Here is a 21568-nt window from a genome sequence, read left to right on the forward strand (position 1 = left end):
TCTCAACGGTAGACAGTCAGCGCCATGGCGCCGAACAGACAGGTAAACAGGCTCAGACGCAGCAGCGCCGGGTGCCAGAAAAAACGGTACAGGTCGAACCCCGACAGGAACCGGTCCAGCGCCCAGGCCAGCGCCGCAGCGACAAAGAACATCAGGGTCATGGTCGGCATGTACACGCCGTGGAAGGCGATTTCACGAGGCATGGGCAAGTCCTTCGGGCTTGGCGACGGCATAGGCAGCGAGTGGTGATTGCGGGTCGAGCAACGAGGTGCGGATGAAGTGCAGATAGCTCTTCACCCGGCGTAACGCGGACGTGTCGAAGTGCGGCGCAAACGGCTCGTCGGTCGCGGCGACCCGACTGATCGCGTGATCGACCGCCACCAGTGCGCGCTCCAGATTGCTCGGGTTCGGTTGCAGAAACAGTCGCACCAGCGCCCGACCCATCACCCGAATTGCCTGACGCCACGGCTGCGATTCGGCATAGGCCGGATGCACCGGGAGGATCGCCTGTTCCTTGCGCAACTCGATGATCGCGTGGCCGACTTCGAGCACCACGAACATCCAGCGCAGCAGGTTCTTCTGCACGGTCGGCTGCCCGGCAGCGAGACCGTAAGCCTGATGCAGCAAATCGCGGGTACGACTCTCGAAACTCGACGCCAGGCCCTTGAGTTTGCCGCTGATCGCGTAGACAACCTGGCCGCGCAGATCCTGCTCCAGGCGCTTCCACAACCAGCGGCTGTTGGGCGGCAGAATGATTGCGCCGGCAGCGGCGCAGACCAGCATGCCCATGACCATGGCGATGTAGTCGTTGATGAAGGTGTAGGGGTTGTAAATGGTCAGGTTGTCCGGCACCGAACCGGTGCTGAAGAAGATCAACAAACCGAGACCGACACCTGCGTATTGCGGTCGCGAAGCGAGGAACGAGCCGAGCACGATCACTGGCGCGAGCATCACGCACAGCAGCGGAAAACCGTCGATCCACGGGAAGATGAAAAACATCTCGACGAAGCCGATCAGCGCTCCGAGAAACGTACCGCAGGCCATTTGAAAAGCCATGCGTTTCGGGTTCGGCGTGGCGGCAGAAAGGCCCACGGTCGCGGCAGCAATCAGGGTCATGGTCGCACCGCTCGGCCACGCGGTGGCGACCCAATAGCTGCCCAGCACCATCAGGATGAACGAGGCGCGAATCCCCGAAGCCGCCGCGGCCCACCAGTTGGTTTGCGGGGTGAACGGCTCGTCCCAGCGCTCACGCTCGTGGCGGTGATCGGCCAGCGAGGCGTGGGTCTGTGCATAACTGTGCAAGTCATCGACGAAGCGATAGAGCAGTTCGTACGCGGTGTGAAAATCCAGTTGCTCGGCGTCGCTAGGGTCAGTCTCCTGAAAGGTTGCACGCAGGCTGCGCACCCGCGCCGGCAGGCCTTCCTTGTACGTCGCAAGTGCCGTCGCCAGGCGTGCGGCGTCCGGGCTGGTCAGGGCGCGGCCACTGAAGCCGTCGAGCACTTCGGCCAGATCCTGCAGGCCCGGTCTGATCGCCGCCACCACGTGTTCTTCGTCGTTCACGCGCAAGCGTTCCAGCAACTGATGCAGGGCGTTGAAGCGGGTGGTGATGCCCATGAACTCGCTGTTCAAACGACTGAGGCGACCGTTGCGCCGACGCATGTGCGGGTCTTCGAAAACGGTCACGCTGCGCAGCCCTTCGAGGCCCACGGCTTCGGCGATGAAACGCACGTTGCTCGCTTCGAACGACTCGGCTTTGCTGCGTCCGCGCAGGCCATCGGTAACGAACAACGCGAACACGCCGAAGCGCTGATACAGGGCGTTGCGCATCGCCGCGCTGGCGGTTTGCGGCAGGATCGCGGCGCTGACTACCGTCGAGCAGAGAATCCCCAGCGAGATCTCCAGCACGCGCCAGACGGCGGCCAGGAACGCACCGTCCGGATGCGCCAGCGCGGGCAACCCGACCATCGCCGCGGTGTAGCCGGCGAGGACAAAACCGTAAGCGCGAAAGTTACGGCAACGCGCCGCACCCGCCGAGCAGATGCCGACCCAGATCGCCAGAGAACCGAGGAACAGTTCGGTGTTCTGCGCGAACAGCGAGATCAGCGTAACCATCATCGCCGACCCGGCCAGGGTGCCGAGGAAACGATAGAAACTCTTGGCGAACACATGGCCGCTCTGCGGCTGCATGACGATGAACACGGTGATCATCGCCGTACGCGGCTGCGGCAACTCCAGGCGCATCGCCAGCCACAGTGTGAGGAACGCGGCGAGCAATACCTTGAAGATGTAGACCCAGGTCACGCCATCACTGCGCGCCCAGTCAAACAAACCCCGACGCCATTCCAGGGAGTAGAGCCAGCGTAGAGGTGCGGGCAAGGGAGTCATTTGGTCTTGCTCAATGATTGAGGACTTAACAATTTTTGTGATGAACACAAACTCTGTGGTGAGGGGATTTATCCCCGATGGGCTGCGAAGCGGCCCCGAAACCTGCAAGCCAATTCTGCCTGGCACACCGCATTTGCTTTTCTTGGGGCTGCTCCGCAGCCCATCGGGGATGAATCCCCTCACCACAAAGGTTTTGTGTAGTGGATTGTGTGTTCACCGCAGGAGGGCCGGGGTTTTCGGGGCTGCTGTTTGCTCGGCAGTGGGCACGTCATTGCCGGCCCCGAGGCCGCCACCCAACGCCGTCACCAACTCCGCATGCGCACTCAACCGCGCCGCCTGCACCTGCTGCTGCACTTGCTGTTGCTTGAACAGCAAGGTCTGCGCATTGAGCACGTTGAGGTAATCGGTAAGGCCACGCTGATAGGCGATCATCGCGATGTCGTAAGTCTTCTGCGCAGTGGCCACCGACTCGGCGGCGAAGGCTTGCTGCTTGTCCATCGACTCGCGGCGGATCAACTGGTCGGAGATGTTCTTCAGCGCATTGACCAGGGTCTGGTTGTAATGCGCCACGGCGATGTCATAACCGGCGGACGCTTCGCCCAACTCGCTGCGCAAACGCCCACCGTCGAAGATCGGCAGCGAGATCGCCGGGCCGACGTTGTAGTTGAGCTTCTTGCCAGTCAAAAACTCCAGCGCCCCGCCACCGGTCGCCATGTAGCCGAGGCTGCCGACCAGATCGACGTTGGGATAGAAACCGGCGTGCGCCACATCGATCCCGCGTGCCTGCGCCGCCACTTGCCAGCGACTGGCAACCACGTCCGGGCGCTGACCGAGCAACTCGGCGGGCAATGCCGACGGCAGTTTCAATGCTGCCCCCAGCGCCAGCGTCGGCCGCTGCAACTGCGCACCCGCGCCTGGGCCTTTGCCCGCCAGCGCGGCGATCTGGTTGCGGCTGAGGGCGATTGCTTCGTCCAACGCATCGAGTTGCCGATGGGTTTCCGGCAGCGGCGTTTCGGCCTGACTGACTTCGAAGTGCGTGCCGATTCCGCCGTTCAGGCGCTTCTGCGCCAGCTCGAGAATCTGCTGTTGCTGCTTCAGCGTCGCGGCGACGATGTCGCGCTGGGCGTAATGCAGCGACAGTTCGATGTAGGCGCGCACGAGGTTGTTCTGCAATTCCAGCTGCGCCAGCCGCGCTTCGGCGGCGCTCATGTGCGCCAGATCCACCGCGCGTTCGCTGGCATTGCTTTCGCGGCCCCAGAGGTCGAGGGCATAGCTGAAACCGAGCGCGGCGTTGTTGTCCCAGGTGGTGGTATTGGACAGCTCGCCCGGGCCGTAGAACGGGTCAGTCGGCCAGTTGTGGCGCTTGAGTGTCGACTCGCCATTGATCTGCAACGACTCGGCCGCTTCGGCGACACCGGCCAGCGCCTTGGCCTGCCGCACCCGAGCAGCGGCCATGGCCATGCTCGGACTGCCCTGCACGGCGAGGTCGATCCAGTGATTGAGTTGCGGGTCGCCGTAGGCTTGCCACCATTGTGCGGTGGGCCAGTTGGCGTCTTTGGCGGCGTGGGCGATGGCGTCGTCAGTGGCCAGTGCGGAGGCTTCCAATGCCTTGCTATGCGGGGCAATTCCTTGCGTTGAGATGCAGCCGCTGAGACCCAGGGTAAAAGCCAGAACACTGAGCGGCAAAAGCGCTCTGTTGATGCGACGCGGCACAGCTGCGAATTCCTGAAAAAGGGGAAGAACCGAGGCCCTGTGGGAGCGGGCTTGCTCGCGAAAGCGCTCTGTCAGAAGACGCCGCGTTGAAGATGAAATCGCTTTCGCGAGCAAGCCCGCTCCCACAACGGCGCAATTCTAGGTGGGCACCTTGGTGGCGATAAGCTGGGATTCCTGTGAATCTTTGTTACCGTTAACGAGATAATCCCTTGGTCGGGGGTCTCAGCCCCTGAAACTTCGTGTCACAATTTGCCATCTCCCTTGAGAGCACCCCATGGACACATTGCAAAACATGCGCGCCTTCAGTTGTGTGGCCGAAGCCGGCAGCTTCACCGCCGCCGCCGTGCAACTCGACACCACCACGGCCAACGTCTCGCGCGCGGTCTCCAACCTGGAAGCCCACCTGCAAACCCGCCTGCTCAATCGCACGACCCGGCGCATCGCCCTGACCGAGGCCGGCAAGCGCTACCTGCTGCGCTGCGAGCAGATCCTGGCCTATGTCGAAGAAGCCGAAGCCGAGGCCAGCGAAGCCCACGCCCGCCCCGCCGGCCAGTTGAAAGTGCACACCATGACCGGCATCGGCCAGCACTTCGTGATCGACGCCATCGCCCGCTACCGCAAGACCCACCCCGACGTGACCTTCGACCTGACCATGGCCAACCGTGTGCCGGACCTGCTCGACGAAGGCTACGACGTGTCCATCGTGCTGGCCCGCGAACTACCGGATTCGGGCTTCGTCTCGCAACGCCTGGGCATCACCTACAGCATCGTCTGCGCCTCCCCGGCCTACGTGAAAGCCAACGGCTGCGCGCAAAAACCCAGCGACCTGCTGAACCACGCCTGCCTGCGTCTGGTGAGCCCGGTGATCCCCCTGGAAAAATGGGCCTTCGACGGCCCCGAAGGCCAGGAAATGGTCACCATCAACAGCTCGCCATTCCTGGTGAACTCCGCCGACGCGATGAAAACCGCAATCATCAGCGGCATGGGCGTCGGCGTCCTGCCGGTCTACGCCGCCATCGAAGGACTGCGCAACGGCACGCTGGTGCGCGTCATGCCCAACTACCGCTCGCAGGAACTCAACCTGTATGCGATCTACCCTTCGCGGCAATACCTGGATGCGAAGATCAAGACGTGGGTCGAGTATTTGCGCGGGTCGCTGCCAGAGATATTGGCGGCGCATCAGGCGGAACTGGCGGCTTATGAATTGAGTGGGAGCCTGGCGGGTGCTCGGGTGGCGACCTGAAACTGGCGCTAGTGCCTCTGTCCAGAACGGAACCTCCACGTCTATTGATCAACGCGGAAGTCCCTCTGGACAATGGCAGTCAGCAAAGCCTGTACTGGGTAAAAACAAATCTGTTACATCTTGACATGCTTAAGACCTGAGACTTTTTTGAATGAACCATTCGCATCCAACCGTGGCTCTGATGGATCGTTTTGAACTTTCAGTTTAAATCCAAGCGCTAACGTACCTTTAACAAGGTCGAAATTCACATCTACAGTTCCACTCCCATAAACAGCCGGATACGGTCTAGATCTTGTCCCTCCCCCTGGGACCTTCTCGCTCAGTATGTAAATAATGCTCATCTCCAATTTCTCATTGTACGGATGCTCCCCATTACGGATATCAGCCTTAAACCGGCACTGCAGGCCCGCGGATCGCTCTCTAGGAAAATCCTGCTTTGCAATAACAACCACGAACTCATCATTCGTGATGAAGGTTTCAACCTTTCCATTGAATGGAAAAAGACTATAAACGAGTACATCTGCTGTACCCTCCACGCCCTCTTGTTCTTCTGAAGGTAGAAAAAATTCATTTATCATAAAAAGTTCCTTTATCAACAACTGACCATCGCAAGATTACGAAACAGAAGACTGCCGTAATCAGTCCTTCGTGACACCTGTCAGAATTAACAGGTTTATATATCTATTAGAAATAAACCGCGATATCGAAAAAGTCTTATTGTTATAAGAACATCACTCAAGAACTCTGCGCCTGCATCAGGTGGAACTGGCGGCTTATGAATGAGTGGGAGTCTGGTTGAAGTGCGAGTCGCCAACTGACCTCAGCGGCAGACGATACTGGCGATTCAGCAGATCATCATGCTGGCTGAACTGTCGGTGAAGCGGGTGCTGGATCATGTGGAAATCACCCAATCTGCGGCACACAGCTGAGCCATTGTGGGAGCGGGCTTGCTCGCGAAAGCATCAGCACATCCAACACTTGCGGTGACTGACACACCGCTTTCGCGAGCAAGCCCGCTCCCACAGTTGGATTGGGTGTGGACAGTTGGGGATTGGTCGGCTCGTAGGCCGCCATCGCCAGCAGGCTGGCTCCTACAGTTGGAATGGGTGTGTTCAGTTGGAGAGTGGTCGGCTGACAGGCCGCCATCGCCAGCAGGCTGGCTCCTACAGTTGGAATGGGTGTGGTCAGTTGGAGAGTGGTCGGCTGACAGGCCGCCGTCGCTGGCAGGCCAGTTCCCACAGTTGGAATGGGTGTGGTCAGTTGGAGATTTGGTCGGCTCGTAGGCCGCCATCGCGAGCAGGCTCACTCCTACAATTGGATTGGGTGAATCAGTTGGAGATTGGTCGGCTGTCAGGCCGCCAACGCGAGCAGGCTCACTCCTACAGAAAAGCAAAAGCCGACCACATGCTTTTCACCACTCAACAGGATGAGCGCAAGCTCGGCTGCGGCTCTTGATCTTGCCGTGCCGGCCCCATCGGCAGGCTGAGTGGAGGGATTTATCCGGGGGTGGGAGCGCAGCGACCGTTTGGCGAAGCCAAATGCATCGAGAGGAGGTGCAGCGAAGCAAACCGGAGGCGATGCCCCCGGATGAATCCCGCAGCGAAGGAACCCGAGCCTAAGCGAGGGCCGAACGCCGGGGCCAAGCCTTTTGGTTACTTTTCGGCGTCTGGAAAAGTGACTCGCCGTAAGGGCGAAACCGCCAGCCGCAACCCCCAAAGCAACGGATAAACACCCAAAACCCCAAGAGCATGGTCGGCCCAAAGGCCGCCAAGACAACCCAAAACAGAAATGTTAGCTTGCTTGGCAATAAAGCCCCGAAGCCGAGCCCATAGCGATGAAAAAAACAGTCCTGGCCTTCAGCCGCATCACCCCCCCCATGATCGAACGCCTCCAGCAAGAGTTCGACGTCATCGTCCCCAACCCCAAGAACGGCGACATCAACGCCCAATTCAACGAAGCCCTCCCCCACGCCCACGGCCTGATCGGCGTCGGCCGCAAACTCGGCAAGGCCCAACTCGAAACCGCGACAAAACTGGAAGTGGTCTCAAGCGTGTCGGTCGGCTACGACAACTACGACCTCGCCTACTTCAATGAACGCGGAATCATGCTCACCAACACCCCGGACGTGCTCACCGAAAGCACCGCCGACCTCGCCTTCGCCCTGATCATGAGCAGCGCCCGCCGCGTCGCCGAACTCGACGCCTGGACCAAGGCTGGCCAGTGGCAGGCCAGTGTCGGCGCCCCGCTGTTCGGTTGCGACGTGCACGGCAAGACCCTGGGCATCGTCGGCATGGGCAACATCGGCGCCGCCGTCGCCCGCCGCGGACGCCTGGGCTTCAACATGCCGATCCTCTACAGCGGCAACAGTCGCAAGACTGAGCTGGAACAGCAACTCGGCGCACAGTTTCGCAGCCTCGACCAACTGCTGGCCGAAGCCGACTTCGTCTGCCTGGTAGTACCGCTCAGCGACAAGACCCGCCACCTGATCAGCCACCGCGAACTGGCGCTGATGAAACCGGACGCGATCCTGGTCAACATCTCCCGTGGCCCGGTGGTCGACGAACCGGCGCTGATCGAAGCCCTGCAAAACAACCGCATCCGCGGCGCCGGTCTGGACGTCTACGAGAAAGAACCGCTGGCCGAATCGCCGCTGTTTCAGCTGAAAAACGCAGTGACATTGCCGCACATCGGCTCCGCTACGAATGAAACCCGCGAAGCCATGGCCAATCGCGCAATGGCCAACTTGCGCAGCGCTTTGCTCGGCGAGCGTCCACAGGATCTGGTGAACCCACAGGTCTGGCGCGGTTAAAAAACATCGGGCAAGTATCAAAAGATACTTGCCCGACAAGTTTTTCCCCGCACATGTTTTGAAATCCAACCCTGCACCGAAATAAAAACACCCGCTATAAACTCTCCTGACTTGTCGACTTCTCGATAAATATCATGGAGAACACTCACTTGAACACTCTGACCACGGATAAAATCATCCGCTTCAGCAAAGTCATACTGATGGGCTATATCAGTTTTTTTGGCTTGCTGGTGATGTACAGCAACTTCACTGACTATGCTTCAAACTATGAGTATGTCGGGCATGTTCTGAGCATGGACACTACCCAACACAACCTCAGCATCCGCTATCGCGCGATCACCTCCCCCATGCTTCACCATCGGATCTACTGGCTCATTATCACGCTGGAAGTGACCTACACCGCGTTTTGCCTGTTAGGCACTTATCATCTGTTGAAAAACATAAATGCTTCGAAAGAAAAATTTCACGAAGCAAAGCGGTTTTCAATCATCGGTTTATTGATCGCGCTGTTTATCTACTACTTGTGCCTGCAAGTAATCGGCGTTGAATGGTTTGACATGGATACTTCACAAACCTGGAACGCCAAGGACTGGGCCCGACACATTGTCGACGTCATATTTCCGCTGCTGATTTATATCGTCATAAGAGTCGAGCGCTGAAACAGCGCCCGACTCAATTCACCATCAGGCCAACTTTCCCTGAGCCGGCACCTGTATTGCACGAGGTCTGCGGAACACCAGAATGTTCCCGAGCATGACCAACACCAGTCCGACCAGCGCCGGCGCAGTCCATTGATACCCTTCGGCAAACGCCGAGACGTTCAACGCCACCACCGGGAACAATACCGTGCAATAGGCTGCGCGCTCCGGCCCCATGCGCCCGACCAGCGTCAGGTAGGCGGTGAAGCCAATCACCGAACCCGGGATCACCAGATACAGTAACGCCCCGACGTAACGCGGCGACCAGTCCATGTCGAACGGAATCCCTTTCACCAGGCACCACACCGACAACATCGCCGCGCCGTAGGCCATGCCCCAGGCATTGGTGGTCAACGGTTTCAGACCGGCCTTCTGCTGCAGGCTCGAGAGCATGTTGCCCGCCGAAAAACACAGGGTGCCGCACAGCGCCAGACCAAGACCGAGCAACGTTTCAGGGCTGGCGTGATGGCCGGCCAGTTCCGGCCAGAACAGCATCCCCAGACCGAACAGGCCGAGCGCGCCGCCCATCAGCACGTTACGGGCGATGCGCTGACCGAAGAATACCCGTGCATTGAGTGCGTTCCACAAAGTGGCCGTGGAAAACACCACCGCGACCAGTCCGCTGGGAATCCACTGGCTGGCCGTCAGGAAGCACATGAAGTTGACGCAAAACAGGCACAAACCCTGCGCCACGCAAATCAGATGCCCGCGCCGATTCATCGGTTGCAGTCGCCGACTGAGCAGCAGCAATACGAACAGCACCAACGCAGCGAGGCCAAAGCGATAGACGATGGACACCGGAATCGCCACCACGCCCAGTTGCCATTTCAGGGCAATCCAGGTGGTGCCCCAGATCAGCACGGTCAGCAGATACAGCGAAAGGTTCATGACGAGACTCCTGAGGACACGGGACACTCTGTGGCGAGCGAGCTTGCTCGCGCTGGGCTGCGAAGCGGCCCCGTTCATGAGTGCTGCGCACTCGGCGGGAGCAAGCTCCCTCGCCACAGGTTTTACGTTTAACAGCGATTCAGGGTGCGGCAGCAACGAACGGGGCGCTTGCAGATTCTTGCGCTTTTGTCGCCCGACAGGCTGGCAGCGCGACGTCTACGGAGTAGGATGCAAGGCGTTGGAGAGAACCGAACATGGCCGCTATCGATACCCTGCAAGTCTTTCAAGCCCTCAACCGCTCGCCGAACGCACGCCTTGTGCACAGCGCCGAGCTCGGTGACGGCTTGTCTGCGGCCCTGTGGACCAACCACCACGACGCCCAGGAATACGAAGCGCCGAGCCATCACACCCTGTCCTGCTACATCGCCGGCGGCACCGGCACTTTTCGTCGCGGGCAACCGGGGCACAAGGGTGGGCCGGACAAGCTGTGCATCCTGCCGGCGGATCACGAATCCGGCTGGGTGATCAACGGTGATATCCGCCTCGCTCACCTGTATTTCAGCGCAGAACAATTTGCCCTCGGTTGCGTGACGCTGCTTGATCGCGAGCCGAGGGAGATGCAACTGCACGAGCAGACCTTTCTGGAAGATCCGCAGCAAGCGCGACGTTTTCGCCAGTTACTGACGCTGAATTGGGAAGAGCCTGCCGAGCGCGTGCTGACCAGCAGCATTGCCCATGAATTGATCAGCCATACCTTGCTCAGCCAGGTCGGCGCCCGTCAGGGGTTGCGCCTCAAGGGTGGACTGGCGCCGCATCAGCGTCGGCAGTTGGTCGAGTTCATCGACAATCAGTTGGCCGAGCCGATCAGCCTCGGGCAACTGGCCGGATTGTGTGCGTTGTCGGAATACCACTTTGCCCGAATGTTTCGCGTGAGCTTTGGCTTGCCGCCGCATCAGTACGTGCTGGCGCGCCGCTTGAGCCGGGCGCGGGAGTTGTTGCGCGGCACGGCGTTGCCGTTGGGGGAGATTGCGCTGGCGTGCGGGTTTGCCAGTGCCAGTCATTTCACCAACCGGTTTCGGCAGGTATTGGGTGGGACGCCGGGGGAATATCGGCAGGCGTTTTTGCGTTAGAGCCGGGTTTTTATTGCCTGTTCGGGCCTCTTCGCGAGCAAGCCCGCTCCCACCAGGTCTGCGGCCGTTCAAGACATTTGTGTCTCAACCGAGAACCTGTGGGAGCGGGCTTGCTCGCGAAGAACGATGACGCGGTTGCGGATCAGAATTCCAACGTGCTCGACAACGAAATCTGCCGCGAATCGCCCATCGACACAAAGAACCGGCTCGCCGCCGAGGTGTAGTAGGTGCGGTCGAACAGGTTCTTCACGTTGAGCTGAAACTTGACCTTCTGCCCCTCAAGCTTGGTGTCATAAGTGGCGAACGCATCGGCCACGGTGTAGCTCGGCAGGTCGAAATCATTCACCGCGTTGCCCGCGCGTTCGCCGACATACCGCGCCCCGGCGCCGACCCGCAGTTGATCGCCACCGATCACGCTGCCGAAGTCATACACCGCCGACAACGAGCCGCTGTTCTTCGCCACGTTTTGCAAGCGATTGCCTTTGTAGTCCGGGTCTTCGGTGACCTCGGCATCGGTGTAGGCATAGGCGCCGATCAGGCTCCAGCGATCGGTCAACTGCCCGGTCAGGTCCAGTTCCAGACCCCGGGAACGCACTTCGCCAGCCGCGCTGTAAATGGTGGTCGGGCCTTCAGAATTTGAGACCAGCACGTTGCGCTTCTTGATGTCGAACAGCGCGATATTGCCGGTGATGCGCCCCGGCATATCCAGACGCGCACCCAGTTCCCACGACTTGGCCTCTTCCGGCGCGATGCTGCCGTCGAGCACGGTGCTGCTGCCGCTGAGCGGGGCAATGGTCGAGTTGGGTTTGAACGATTCGGTGTAGCTGCCGTAGAACGACAACTCGTCGGTGTAGCGATACACCAGACCGGCGCGAGGGACGAATTTCTGCCCATTGCTGTCGGTGTTGGCCTTGAACGGCACGCCTTTGCCGGCGTACTGGTCGTATTCCTGGAAGCGCCCGCCGGCGACCAGAATCCACTGGTCATTGAGGTGGATCGAGTCCTGCAGGAACACCGAATCGCTGCGCAGCAGATCGGTCTGCGCACTGTCCGCCGGGCTGACGGTGGTGCCTTCGACTTCGCGACCGTAGACCGGGTTGACGTAGCTGAAGGTGCTCAGGCTTTTCTGGCGGATCAGGTCGGCGCGGTAGATCTTGCGGTACTCGTCGTCGACGCCGAACACCAGGTCATGTTGCATGCCCAGCACGTTGACCTTGCCTTCAAGGCTGGCGGTGGCGAAGCGGTCAGTGCTGATCGCGCCTTGGGTGCCGTCCATGCTGCGGGTCAGCGTGCCTTTTTTGGTGTCGATGGCGGTCACGCGCACCTGGCTGGCGTCGTAGGTTTCGCGGTTCCAGCTGTAGCCGAAGTGGGCTTTCCAGTCGTCGTTGAGTTCGTGGTCGGCCTCGAAGTGGTACAGGTCGGAACGACCTTCCATGTCGTTGAACGGCTCGTCCAGACGCTCGTTGCGCGAGATGTCCAGCGGGTGGTTGGTGCGCGGATCGATCAGCGTGCCACGGTCGAACGGCGTGAGAAACTCGCGGTGTTCGTAGGAGAACAGCAGCTTGGTACGCTCGCCATACCAGGCCAGCGATGGCGCGATCAACGTCTCGCGATGGGTGCCGAAGTTGCGCCAGTAATCTTCGTCTTCGTGATCCAGCACCATGCGATAAGCGAGGCCGGAATCGCCCAGCGCACCGGTACTGTCGAAGCTGCCGCCGCTGCCATTCTTGCCGTCGCCATAGGTTGAGCCGCGCAGGGTCAAAGCGTTGTATTGGGTCAGTTCCGGCTTCTTGCTGACCAGATTGACCACGCCGCCCGGGTCCTGAATCCCGTACAGCAGTGAGGCCGGGCCCTTGAGCACTTCGACACGATCAACGGTCTCGTTCATCCCGCGACCCTGCACGATCGGCATGCCGTCGCGCATGATCGAGCCGTTGCGGTTGTCGCCAAAGCCGCGAATCATCACCGAATCCTGAGTGCTGCCCAAGGTATTGGCCTGGGTAATGCCGCTGATATTGGCCAGCGCATCGTCGAGATTGCGCGGGGTCTGATCGCGAATGACCTGAGCCGGGATCACGTTGACGGTCTGCGGGATTTCCTGCAGCGAAGCCGAGGAGCGCATCACCGAACTGGTTTGCGGCGGCTGGTAGCTCATCGAGTCGTCGCGCATCGAGGTGATAGTGGTGGCGCCGAGATTGAGGGCGCCCGCGATGGGTTGCGGCTCGAGCGCGAAGGTGTGGCTGTCGGTGCGGCGGAAGGTCATGCCGGAGCCGCTGAGCAAGCGTTGCAGCGCCTGTTCGGCACTCATCTGGCCGCTGACCGCCGGGGCGTTGAGGCCGTACGGCGCTTCATCGGTGTAGACCACGCTTTGCCCGGTGATACGGCTGAAGTCGCTCAGGGCCTGGGGCAGCGGTTTGGCGCTCAGGGAAAAACTGAACTGCTTTTGCGCCGGGCTGCTGACGGTTTCAGCGGCGAGCGCCACACTCATCGGCAGCAGCGCCAATGCGCAAAAACTCAATGCCGAAACACCCAACCACTGTTTGACCGAACCCGATTTTGCCCTGGACTTCATTGCTCAATGACCTGTGTAGAACCGCAACGGATGCGAATGACTCGCAGTTTCAGTCACTACACGGATGGGCCTGTGGTTTACCTCACCACAATTTTGAAAATATTTTTTGGTGTCTGAAAGAACGCTATCGCGAGCAGGCTCACTCCTACAGGGGGAACGCATTCCAAATGTAGGAGTGAGCCTGCTCGCGATGGCGCCGCCAGCCTCAGCGCACAATAATCAGATGCCCCAACACCTGATGCTGCTCAAACCCCATCACCCCTTGCAGCGAACTCAACACAGCCTGCGGATCCCTGCTCGGAAAACTGCCGCTGACCTTGCGCGCCGCCAGCTCATCGTTGAGTACAACGATCCGCCCCGGGTAATAGCGCCGCAAATCCTGCACCACATCGGCCAGTGACGCCTTGTAGTAATTCAGCCAGCCCTGACGCCAGGCCAGTTGCGCTTCGCTGTCCACCGCGTGCAGTTTTTCCGCAGTACCCTGCCCGTAGGCCACTTGCTGGCCGGCCGTCAGAATCTGCTGCGGCGCGCCGCGATCCGCTGTCACGCCAACGCGTCCGGACAGCACCGTGACCTGCGCACCGCGAGGTTGCAGACGCACTTCGAATTGCGTGCCGAGTACCCGCGCCTGGCCTTTCTCGGCCTCGACCACGAACGGCTCGCCGGTATGCGTGACACTGAAAAAACCGGCACCGCGACGCAGTTGCACATGCCGTTCGCCCTGGCTGAAATCCACGGCGATGGCGCTGTCGGCATCCAGCGTGACTTGCGATTGATCGGCCAGCGTCACGGTGCGGATCTCGCCCGGCGCCGAAACGTAATCGGCGCCCAGATCATCGACCCAGCGCTGCGGCTGCCAGCCCGTGCCGAGACTGATCATCAGCATCAGACACGCGGCCAGCGCCAGCGCGCCCGACCAGCGCACAAGCGCTGAGCGACGCGGGCGATCCATCGCATTGAGGTAACCCTGCAACGCAAACGCATCTTCATCGGCCAGGGTGCGCGCCGGACTTTCGCTTAGCTCCCACAGCACTTGCGCCTGCGCGTAGGCCTCGGCGTGGGCCGGGTCGGCGCGCAGCCACTGGCTGAAGGTCAGTTGATCGCCGCTGCTCGGGCGGTCATGCAGAAGACTCAGCCAAGCGAGTGCGGCCTGTTCCTGAGCCGGCGTCGGGACGATGCGGTCGGTGTGATTCACGGTGCTTTCCCTGGCAGACGTGGCGCGGGTTCGCGCAGGCTGGCCTTGCAGGCCTCGAGGGCGCGCATCATATGTTTTTCCACCGCGCTTTGGGACAAGCCCATGGCCTTGGCGATTTCTGCGTACTTGCGACCGTGGATGCGATTGAGCAGAAAGATCTGCCGAGTGCGTTCGGGCAAGGCGCGCAACGCCGCTTCGACATGGCGCAGATCATTGCCTGCTTCGAGCGCAGCTTGCGGTTCGCTGCCGTGGCTGTCCGGCGCGTCCGGTTGCCAGCCCTCATTGACTCGCACCCGCGTACCTTCGCTGCGCAAATGATCGATGGCAATGTTGCCGGCGCAACGCAAAAGATAGGTACTGAGCTCTTCGACCTGCACCAGTGGCCGCCGCCAGAAACGCAGAAACAGATCCTGCACCAGATCTGCCGCCGTGGCCCGGCAGCCGACGCGCCGGTTCACCAGTGCTTCCATCTGCGAGCGCTGCGACAGGAACACTTGGAGAAAATGCGCACGCGCGCCGTGTGGCTCGTCGTCGCGGGATTCCGGAGGATGACCGATCAGCATGTCAGCACTGCGCCCAGGCGGCGACCGGGCTTGCCAGCAGGCTCAAAGCGGCCAGCACCAAGGCCAGTTTCGGTCGATACGGCATCAGCAGTACCAACGCCAGCGCACTGCACATCAGCACCGCGAACCAGTCGACCAGACCCAAGCCCCAACCGTTGGCAGCCACGGTGGCCCAGAGTGACAGGCCCAGCATGAGCCAACCGAAGAGTTTCAGACCCCGACCACGCCGGGCTGAAGGTTTGCGCCCCAGCAGTTCGTCGTGATGCCGTGGCATCGACAGGCACAACGCGGTGAATCCGGCATAGCACAGCAACAACGCCAGCAGCATCAGTTTGTCCCCTGCTCAAGCGCGATTGGCCGAGCCCTTTCGCGGGGCGTTTTTTTCACTCGCACACTATGCCCGGCGCGCTGCATCTTCCAGGCGGCCCACGTCAGAAACAGACCGGCGCCGAGACAGGTAAGGTCAAAAGCTGCCAGCGCCCAGTCACCTTGTGCCAGCGTGACGCCGAGGTGATGCGAAGTGGTCAACGCATTGAGCAACGGCACCGTGACGAACAGCAGCGCTGCCAGCACCAGTTGTTCGACCCAAGCCTTGCGTCCAGGCCTGAGCAGTGCGTGCACCACGCTCAAGCCCCAGGCGATGAAGAAGGCGTTCACCTCCCAATCGGCCCGCTCGCCGAGACTCGGCGGCAACAGACGATTGCTCCAGAAGAACACCGCCACCGCGTTGACCAATCCCGCCATGCTGGCAATGTTCAGCACTTCGACCAGCCGTAACTCGAACGGCATCACGCCACTTTTTGCGTGTTTGAGCTGGCGCTTGCCAAGCCAGATCACCAGCCCGGTGCCGATCATCGCCGTACCGGCCAGGCCGCAGAGGAAGTACAGCCAGCGCAGTACCGGGCCGGCGAACCGGCCGATATGCAAACCGTAAAAACTCCCGGCAATCGCCATCGGCAGCGGCTTGTCCGCTGTGGCGCCGAGCAACTGCCCGGTCACGCCATTGAAGGTCACATCGCTACCGTACTCGTAGGTGATCTTGTCGGAACTGGCACGGGAAAACTGCACAGAGGCATTGGCATCGCCGGGGTTAGTGACCGTCACCCGTGTCGCGTGGCCGCCGCCCCAGTGCTCACTGGCGCGCGTCATTAGCGCAGCCAGCGGCGGCAAAGTCGCTGGCTGGCCGGCGCGCTCCGGCAACGGCGTTTCTGGAAACACCTCATCATAGAACGCACCGAGGTTGTTGCCGTAAGTCGCCAGAATGCTCGCCGGCATAACCATCGCCATGAAAATCACCAGGCTGCTGTAGGTGATCATCAGGTGGAACGGCAAAACCAGCACACCCACGGCGTTGTGGCCGTCGAGCCAGGTGCGCTGGCCCTTGCGCGGGCGGAAGGTGAAGAAATCCTTGAAGATTTTCTTGTGGGTGATGATGCCGGTGATCAACGCGATGAACATCACCATCGCCGCGCTGGTCGCCAGCCAGCGGCCCCACGGATAGGGCATTTGCAGTTGGAAATGGAAACGGTAGAAAAATTCACCGCCCATGCTTTCCCGGGGTTCTACTTCGGCTCCGGTTTGCGCGTCGAGCGTCTTTTCAGTGAACTTGCCGCGCTTGCCAGGGCTGGCTTGAGTGTCTTGCCAACTGACGGATAGGCCGGGGTCGCGGGCGCTGGGCAGGCCGATCCGCCAGCGTGAAGCATTCGGCGCCCGTTGTTGCAGATAGTTTTGCGCCAGCGTCAGGCTCGCTTCGGCGTTGAGCGGGCGCAAAGGGATTTCCGGCTGCATCCAGTGCGTGGTTTCGTCCTTGAAATAGGCCAGTGTCCCGGTCAGGAAAATCGCGAACAGCAGCCAGCCGAACACCAGTCCGGCCCAGGTGTGCAGCCAGGCCATCGACTGGCGAAAGCCCTCTTTCATGCGTAGCCCAAACCACGTGCGGCCCCGGACACCGTCGCCAGAATCACGCTCGGCACCAGCAATCCGACCCACGCCGACCATGCCGTGCGGCAAGCGAAACACCACAGCACCGCAACCAGATAGACCAGAAAGGAAATGGTCATGCCAGTCACTACAGCTTCGGCGCGGCTCAACGGTAACCACATCGTCAGGGCCACGCTGGCCAGCGCCGCGACCAGATAGCCGCCGAACACCGCCGCCAGCACCCGCGAGGTGACGGCCAGACGATAGGACATGGGAAGTGAGGCGAGTTTGCCTTTCATGTTTCGACCCTGAAACGAAAAAACGTCCGACCGACGAGGCCGGACCAACAGGCGAGCAATATTAATGATAAATATTCTCATACGCAAAAGCATCTGATTGCCGGACACCCTCGCCCGCCCCTACAATGCGAACAGTTCTTGTTCTCTAACGCATCCATCATGCGCCCGGAGTAATACCGTTGCCGTCCGCCCATCCCGTCGAATCGCTCTACCAAGACCACCACAGCTGGCTCACCGGCTGGTTGCGGCGCAAACTCGGCTGCCCGGACAGCGCAGCGGATCTGGCGCAAGACACGTTCATTCGCGTGCTCAGCGCCCGCGAACCCGCGGTGATCATCGAACCGCGCGCCTTTCTCACCACCCTCGCCAAACGCGTGCTGTTCAATCATTACCGTCGTCAGGATCTGGAACGCGCCTACCTCGACACCCTGGCGCAGATGCCGGAAATGCTCGCGCCATCGGAAGAAGACAAAGCGATCATCCTGCAAACCCTGATCGAACTGGACCAATTGCTCGATGGTTTGCCACGACCGGTCAAACGCGCGTTTTTGCTGGCGCAGGTCGATGGCCTGACCTATCCGCAGATTGCCGCCGAGCTGGGCATTTCGGTGGCCACCGTCAAACGTCATCTGCAAAAAGCCGCCCTGCGCTGCTACTTCGCCCTGTGAACCGCGTTCCGGATTTCTCTGCGCAAGTGGCCGAACAGGCCGTGTACTGGCTGATGGAAATGCAGCAAGGCACGCTCTCCCCGCGTCAGCAACAGGCCTGGCAACACTGGCTGGACGCCCACAGCGAACATCGTCGGGCGTGGGAGCACATGCAGCGGGTCAACCAGCGCTTGCGCGGTGTGGCTTCGCCATTGGCGCATGCCGCGTTGAACGGACCGAAGTCTTCCAGCCGCCGTCAGGCGCTCAAATTGCTGCTGCTTCTCGGTGCCGGTTCCGCCGTCACCTGGGGCATGCGCGAGCACAATCCGCTGCCGACGCTGCTCGCCGACTACCGCAGCCCGGTGGGCCAACGCCGCAAAATTGCGCTGGGCGCAGACAGCCAGTTGCAGCTCAACACCGCGAGTGCGGCGGATGTGGACAGTGCACAACGGCTGATCCGTTTGCTGGAAGGCGAGATCCTCCTCAGCAGCGCGCAGGCGTTCGAAGTGCGCACAGCACAAGGTGTGCTGAAAACCAGCGCGGCCCGGCTCAACGTGCGGCAATTTGCCAATCGCACGCAGGTGGCGTTGTTCGAAGGCCAGGTCGAATTGATCACCCACGGACGCGCCCCGATGTGGTTGCCGGTTGCCCGGCAGTTGAGTTTCAGCACCACCTCGATCAGCGCAGCCCAGCCACTGGACGCCAACAGCGGCGCCTGGGCCGACGGCATGCTGATCGCTGCGCACATGCGCTTGGGCGACTTTCTTGATGAGCTCGGCCGTTACCGTCGCGGGCAGTTGCATTGCGATGCGAAAGTGGCCGATTTGCTGATCTCCGGGACTTATCCACTGGACGACAGTGAGCGGATTTTTGATCTGCTGCAAATCAGTCTGCCGGTGAAAGTGCGGCGCTTTACCCGCTATTGGGTGAGCGTCGAGGCGCGGGCTTAGAAGCAAAATCAAAAGATCGCAGCCTGCGGCAGCTCCTACAGGATGTACACCGAGTCAATGTAGGAGCTGCCGCAGGCTGCGATCTTTTGCTCTCGAAAAATAAATGAGCCGTTTTTCAGATCTGGCGTGACAGAGAAGGAAAGCCCCCTTGATTCAACCTTCTCAGGATCAACCTTCATGCACCCCACTCGCCTCACGCCGCTGGCCCGCAGTCTGCGCAACCTCGTACTGGGCGCCAGCCTGAGCTTCAGCGCCCTGCCGGTCATGGCCGCCGAAACCAAGGTTTACCACATCGCCCCGTCGTCGCTGGAAAACGCCCTCAACCAGTTTGGTCGTGAGGCCGGCGTGCTGATTTCCTTCGGCTCACAAATCACCAGCGGTGTGCAAAGCCGTGGCCTCGAAGGCAGCTACAGCGCCGAACAAGGTCTCGATGCGCTGCTCGAAGGCACCGGCCTGCAAGCCCGCGCCGAGGGCAACAATGCCTTCAGCCTGCAACCGGTCGGCGACACGGCGCTGGAGCTGGACACCTCGAAAGTCGTCGGTGACTGGCTCGGTGATGCAGCGCAGGTCAACGTGTTCGAACACCCGGGTGCCCGCGACGTGATCCGCCGCGAAGATTTTGAACGGCAGGGCGCGACTCAGGCGCGCGATGTGCTCAACCGCATCCCCGGGGTCAACGCTCCGGAAAACAACGGCACCGGCAGTCACGACATGGCGCTGAACTTCGGTATTCGCGGCCTCAATCCGCGCCTGGCCGCGCGCTCGACCGTGCTGATGGACGGCATTCCCGTACCGTTCGCACCCTACGGCCAACCGCAGTTGTCGTTCGCGCCGATCAGCATGGGCAACATGGATGCCGTGGACGTGGTGCGTGGCGGCGGCGCCGTGCGTTACGGCCCGCAGAACGTCGGTGGCGTGGTCAACTTCGTGACCCGCGCCATTCCCGACGCGCCGACGGTCAAGGGTGGTTTCCAGACGGAAACCAGTCCGTCGTCGAGCCATGACGGCTTCAAGACCAGCGCCAACCTGCTGGCCGGCGGCACCAACGAAAATGGTCTGGGCGGTGCGCTGCTGTACTCCGGCACCCGTGGCGGCGACTGGCGTGAACACAGCGACAGCGAAATCGACGACCTGATCCTCAAGGGCAAATACCAGCTCGACGAGGCCAACAGCTTCAACGCCATGGCCCAGTATTACGAAGGCAAGGCCGACATGCCCGGCGGCCTCAGCGTTGCCGATTACGACGCCGATCCGTATCAGTCGACACGCCTGAAAGATCAGTTCTGGGGCCGTCGGACGATGTTCAACTTCGGCTATCGCTATCAGGAAGATCGCCGCGAATTCACCGCCAACACCTTCTTCACCAAAACCCTGCGCAGCGGTTATCTGGATCAGGGCTCGTTCCTCTCGCTGTCACCACGCGAGTATTGGGTGCGCGGTTTCGAAACCCGTTTCGCCCAAGGCTTCGACCTCGGCCCGACCAGCCACGAAGTCGGCGTCGGCTACCGCTACATCAATGAGGCTGGCCACGAATTGCGCTATCGCACGCCGATCAGCAGCAACCAATACCCATCCACCGACAGCCGCAACGACCGTGACACCCGCGGCGGCACCGAAGCCAATGCGTTCTTCGTCGACGATCGCATCGACATCGGCAAATGGACCATCACCCCGGGCGTGCGCTACGAGATGATCGAGTCGCAGCAGACCAACAACCTGACCGACGTCAAATACAAGGGCGACTACAACACCGCGCTGCCGGCACTGAACGTGCTGTATCACCTGAGCGACAGCTGGAATCTGTACGCCAACACCGAAGGTTCGTTCGGCAGCGTGCAGTACAGTCAGATGCCCAACCGCGTGAGCAGCGGCGAGGTGAAACCGGAGAAGGCGCGCACCTGGGAACTCGGCACCCGTTATGACAACGGCGCACTGCGCGCGGAGATCGGCGCGTTCCTGATCAACTTCGACAACCAGTACGAAAGCAACCAGACCAACGACTCGGTGATCGCCCGTGGCGAGACCCGTCATCAGGGCATCGAGACCAGCGTCAACTACACACTGGATGACTTGAGCCCGGCACTGGCCGGTTTCGATGTGTACGCCACTTATGCCTATGTCGACGCGATCATCCGCGAAGACGGACCGAACAAGGGCAATCGCGTGCCGTTTTCCTCGAAACACAAAGGCACAATTGGCGTCGGTTACACCGAAGGGCCGTGGAAACTCAACGTCGACAGCAGCTTCCAGAGCGACCAGTTCGCCGACAACGCCAACACCTCGAAAGAAAGCGCCGACGGCAGCACCGGCAAGATCCCCGGCTACATGCTGTTCAGCAGCCGCGCCGGTTACGACTTCGGCCCGCAATTGTCGGATCTGAACGTGGCGGTGGGGGTGAAGAACATCTTCAACACCCAGTACTTCACCCGCTCGTTCGATGACAACAACAAGGGCAAGTACGTGGGTGAACCACGTACGGTGTATGTACAAACCTCTGTAGCTTTCTAAAAAAACTGTGGCGAGGGAGCTTGCTCCCTCGCCACACTGTTCAGCAAC

General features: G+C 60.8%; 18 protein-coding genes. 7 read left to right on the plus strand and 11 right to left on the minus strand.

Annotated features, from left to right (window positions below; all coding sequences use genetic code 11):
* Positions 1 to 2 precede the first annotated feature (2 nt).
* The 3 genes from M0814_RS17275 to M0814_RS17285 form a co-directional block, all read right to left on the minus strand.
* Positions 3 to 203, minus strand: a complete 201-nt coding sequence (locus M0814_RS17275; RefSeq protein ID WP_003221811.1) for a DUF1656 domain-containing protein — start codon at positions 201 to 203, stop codon at positions 3 to 5.
* Positions 193 to 2385 carry an FUSC family protein gene (locus tag M0814_RS17280; protein ID WP_103484108.1) on the minus strand — a complete coding sequence of 731 codons (2193 nt, stop codon included), beginning with the start codon at positions 2383 to 2385 and terminating at the stop codon, positions 193 to 195. Before M0814_RS17280 ends, M0814_RS17275 begins: the two co-directional genes overlap by 11 nt.
* Positions 2386 to 2598: 213 nt before the next feature.
* The gene (locus M0814_RS17285) at positions 2599 to 4098 is read right to left on the minus strand and encodes an efflux transporter outer membrane subunit (RefSeq protein WP_103484109.1); all 1500 of its coding nucleotides are present in this window, start codon (positions 4096 to 4098) and stop codon (positions 2599 to 2601) included.
* 274 nt (positions 4099 to 4372) lie between these two features.
* Here M0814_RS17285 and M0814_RS17290 point away from each other — a divergent pair, with 274 nt between their 5' ends.
* Positions 4373 to 5341 (plus strand): LysR family transcriptional regulator, encoded by a 969-nt coding sequence (locus M0814_RS17290; protein WP_045122300.1) that lies wholly within the window; start codon positions 4373 to 4375, stop codon positions 5339 to 5341.
* A 113-nt stretch (positions 5342 to 5454) separates the two neighbouring features.
* Here the strand turns inward: M0814_RS17290 and M0814_RS17295 are convergent, their stop codons facing one another.
* Entirely contained in the window at positions 5455 to 5919 is a 465-nt protein-coding gene (locus tag M0814_RS17295; protein ID WP_103484110.1) for a hypothetical protein, read from the minus strand.
* A gap of 1256 nt (positions 5920 to 7175) precedes the next feature.
* Here M0814_RS17295 and M0814_RS17300 point away from each other — a divergent pair.
* Both M0814_RS17300 and M0814_RS17305 read left to right on the plus strand, forming a co-directional pair.
* Entirely contained in the window at positions 7176 to 8150 is a 975-nt protein-coding gene (locus tag M0814_RS17300; RefSeq protein WP_103485834.1) for a D-glycerate dehydrogenase, read from the plus strand.
* A 149-nt stretch (positions 8151 to 8299) separates the two neighbouring features.
* Positions 8300 to 8809: a DUF2165 domain-containing protein gene (locus M0814_RS17305; RefSeq protein ID WP_003221807.1), complete on the plus strand. Its 510-nt coding sequence runs from the start codon at positions 8300 to 8302 to the stop codon at positions 8807 to 8809.
* A gap of 24 nt (positions 8810 to 8833) precedes the next feature.
* Here M0814_RS17305 and M0814_RS17310 read toward each other — a convergent pair whose 3' ends face one another.
* Positions 8834 to 9736 carry a DMT family transporter gene (locus M0814_RS17310; RefSeq protein WP_103485833.1) on the minus strand — a complete coding sequence of 301 codons (903 nt, stop codon included), beginning with the start codon at positions 9734 to 9736 and terminating at the stop codon, positions 8834 to 8836.
* 254 nt (positions 9737 to 9990) lie between these two features.
* On the opposite strand from M0814_RS17310, the gene M0814_RS17315 reads away from it, so the two are divergent.
* Entirely contained in the window at positions 9991 to 10866 is an 876-nt protein-coding gene (locus M0814_RS17315; RefSeq protein WP_103485832.1) for an AraC family transcriptional regulator, read from the plus strand.
* A 142-nt stretch (positions 10867 to 11008) separates the two neighbouring features.
* Here the strand turns inward: M0814_RS17315 and M0814_RS17320 are convergent, their stop codons facing one another.
* From M0814_RS17320 to M0814_RS17345, 6 genes are all read right to left on the minus strand, one after another.
* The gene (locus tag M0814_RS17320) at positions 11009 to 13438 is read right to left on the minus strand and encodes a TonB-dependent receptor (RefSeq protein WP_103485831.1); all 2430 of its coding nucleotides are present in this window, start codon (positions 13436 to 13438) and stop codon (positions 11009 to 11011) included.
* A 205-nt stretch (positions 13439 to 13643) separates the two neighbouring features.
* Positions 13644 to 14633, minus strand: a complete 990-nt coding sequence (locus M0814_RS17325) for a FecR family protein (RefSeq protein WP_103485830.1) — start codon at positions 14631 to 14633, stop codon at positions 13644 to 13646.
* Complete coding sequence (locus tag M0814_RS17330) at positions 14630 to 15196, minus strand: RNA polymerase sigma factor (RefSeq protein ID WP_103485829.1); 567 nt, start codon at positions 15194 to 15196, stop codon at positions 14630 to 14632. Before M0814_RS17330 ends, M0814_RS17325 begins: the two co-directional genes overlap by 4 nt.
* A gap of 1 nt (position 15197) precedes the next feature.
* Positions 15198 to 15524 (minus strand): DUF3325 domain-containing protein, encoded by a 327-nt coding sequence (locus M0814_RS17335; protein ID WP_103485828.1) that lies wholly within the window; start codon positions 15522 to 15524, stop codon positions 15198 to 15200.
* Positions 15524 to 17113 (minus strand): PepSY-associated TM helix domain-containing protein, encoded by a 1590-nt coding sequence (locus tag M0814_RS17340; protein ID WP_103485827.1) that lies wholly within the window; start codon positions 17111 to 17113, stop codon positions 15524 to 15526. Before M0814_RS17340 ends, M0814_RS17335 begins: the two co-directional genes overlap by 1 nt.
* Positions 17110 to 17415: a DUF3649 domain-containing protein gene (locus M0814_RS17345; RefSeq protein ID WP_007967542.1), complete on the minus strand. Its 306-nt coding sequence runs from the start codon at positions 17413 to 17415 to the stop codon at positions 17110 to 17112. The genes M0814_RS17340 and M0814_RS17345 overlap by 4 nt, the downstream gene beginning before the upstream one ends.
* Positions 17416 to 17594: 179 nt before the next feature.
* Between M0814_RS17345 and M0814_RS17350 the strand changes: the two genes are divergently transcribed.
* The 3 genes from M0814_RS17350 to fecA all read left to right on the plus strand — a co-directional run bounded on the left by M0814_RS17350 (position 17595) and on the right by fecA (position 21520).
* The gene (locus M0814_RS17350) at positions 17595 to 18083 is read left to right on the plus strand and encodes a sigma-70 family RNA polymerase sigma factor (protein WP_103485826.1); all 489 of its coding nucleotides are present in this window, start codon (positions 17595 to 17597) and stop codon (positions 18081 to 18083) included.
* Entirely contained in the window at positions 18080 to 19012 is a 933-nt protein-coding gene (locus M0814_RS17355; protein ID WP_103485825.1) for a FecR family protein, read from the plus strand. Before M0814_RS17350 ends, M0814_RS17355 begins: the two co-directional genes overlap by 4 nt.
* A 177-nt stretch (positions 19013 to 19189) precedes the next feature.
* Positions 19190 to 21520 carry a TonB-dependent Fe(3+) dicitrate receptor FecA gene (gene fecA / locus M0814_RS17360; protein WP_103485824.1) on the plus strand — a complete coding sequence of 777 codons (2331 nt, stop codon included), beginning with the start codon at positions 19190 to 19192 and terminating at the stop codon, positions 21518 to 21520.
* Positions 21521 to 21568 lie beyond the last annotated feature (48 nt).

It is taken from the genome of Pseudomonas sp. MWU12-2020, from assembly GCF_023100605.1.
Classification (GTDB): Bacteria; Pseudomonadota; Gammaproteobacteria; order Pseudomonadales; family Pseudomonadaceae; genus Aquipseudomonas; species Aquipseudomonas fluorescens_H.

Excerpts from the sequence above, each read along its gene's own strand:
- M0814_RS17275 (WP_003221811.1), bottom strand. The coding sequence starts at position 203 with ATGCCTCGTGAAATCGCCTTCCACGGCGTGTACATGCCGACCATGACC.
- M0814_RS17280 (WP_103484108.1), bottom strand. The coding sequence starts at position 2,385 with ATGACTCCCTTGCCCGCACCTCTACGCTGGCTCTACTCCCTGGAATGG.
- M0814_RS17290 (WP_045122300.1), top strand. The coding sequence starts at position 4,373 with ATGGACACATTGCAAAACATGCGCGCCTTCAGTTGTGTGGCCGAAGCC.
- M0814_RS17295 (WP_103484110.1), bottom strand. The coding sequence starts at position 5,919 with ATGATAAATGAATTTTTTCTACCTTCAGAAGAACAAGAGGGCGTGGAG.
- M0814_RS17300 (WP_103485834.1), top strand. The coding sequence starts at position 7,176 with ATGAAAAAAACAGTCCTGGCCTTCAGCCGCATCACCCCCCCCATGATC.
- M0814_RS17310 (WP_103485833.1), bottom strand. The coding sequence starts at position 9,736 with ATGAACCTTTCGCTGTATCTGCTGACCGTGCTGATCTGGGGCACCACC.
- M0814_RS17315 (WP_103485832.1), top strand. The coding sequence starts at position 9,991 with ATGGCCGCTATCGATACCCTGCAAGTCTTTCAAGCCCTCAACCGCTCG.
- M0814_RS17320 (WP_103485831.1), bottom strand. The coding sequence starts at position 13,438 with ATGAAGTCCAGGGCAAAATCGGGTTCGGTCAAACAGTGGTTGGGTGTT.
- M0814_RS17330 (WP_103485829.1), bottom strand. The coding sequence starts at position 15,196 with ATGCTGATCGGTCATCCTCCGGAATCCCGCGACGACGAGCCACACGGC.
- M0814_RS17335 (WP_103485828.1), bottom strand. The coding sequence starts at position 15,524 with ATGCTGCTGGCGTTGTTGCTGTGCTATGCCGGATTCACCGCGTTGTGC.
- M0814_RS17340 (WP_103485827.1), bottom strand. The coding sequence starts at position 17,113 with ATGAAAGAGGGCTTTCGCCAGTCGATGGCCTGGCTGCACACCTGGGCC.
- M0814_RS17345 (WP_007967542.1), bottom strand. The coding sequence starts at position 17,415 with ATGAAAGGCAAACTCGCCTCACTTCCCATGTCCTATCGTCTGGCCGTC.
- fecA (WP_103485824.1), top strand. The coding sequence starts at position 19,190 with ATGCACCCCACTCGCCTCACGCCGCTGGCCCGCAGTCTGCGCAACCTC.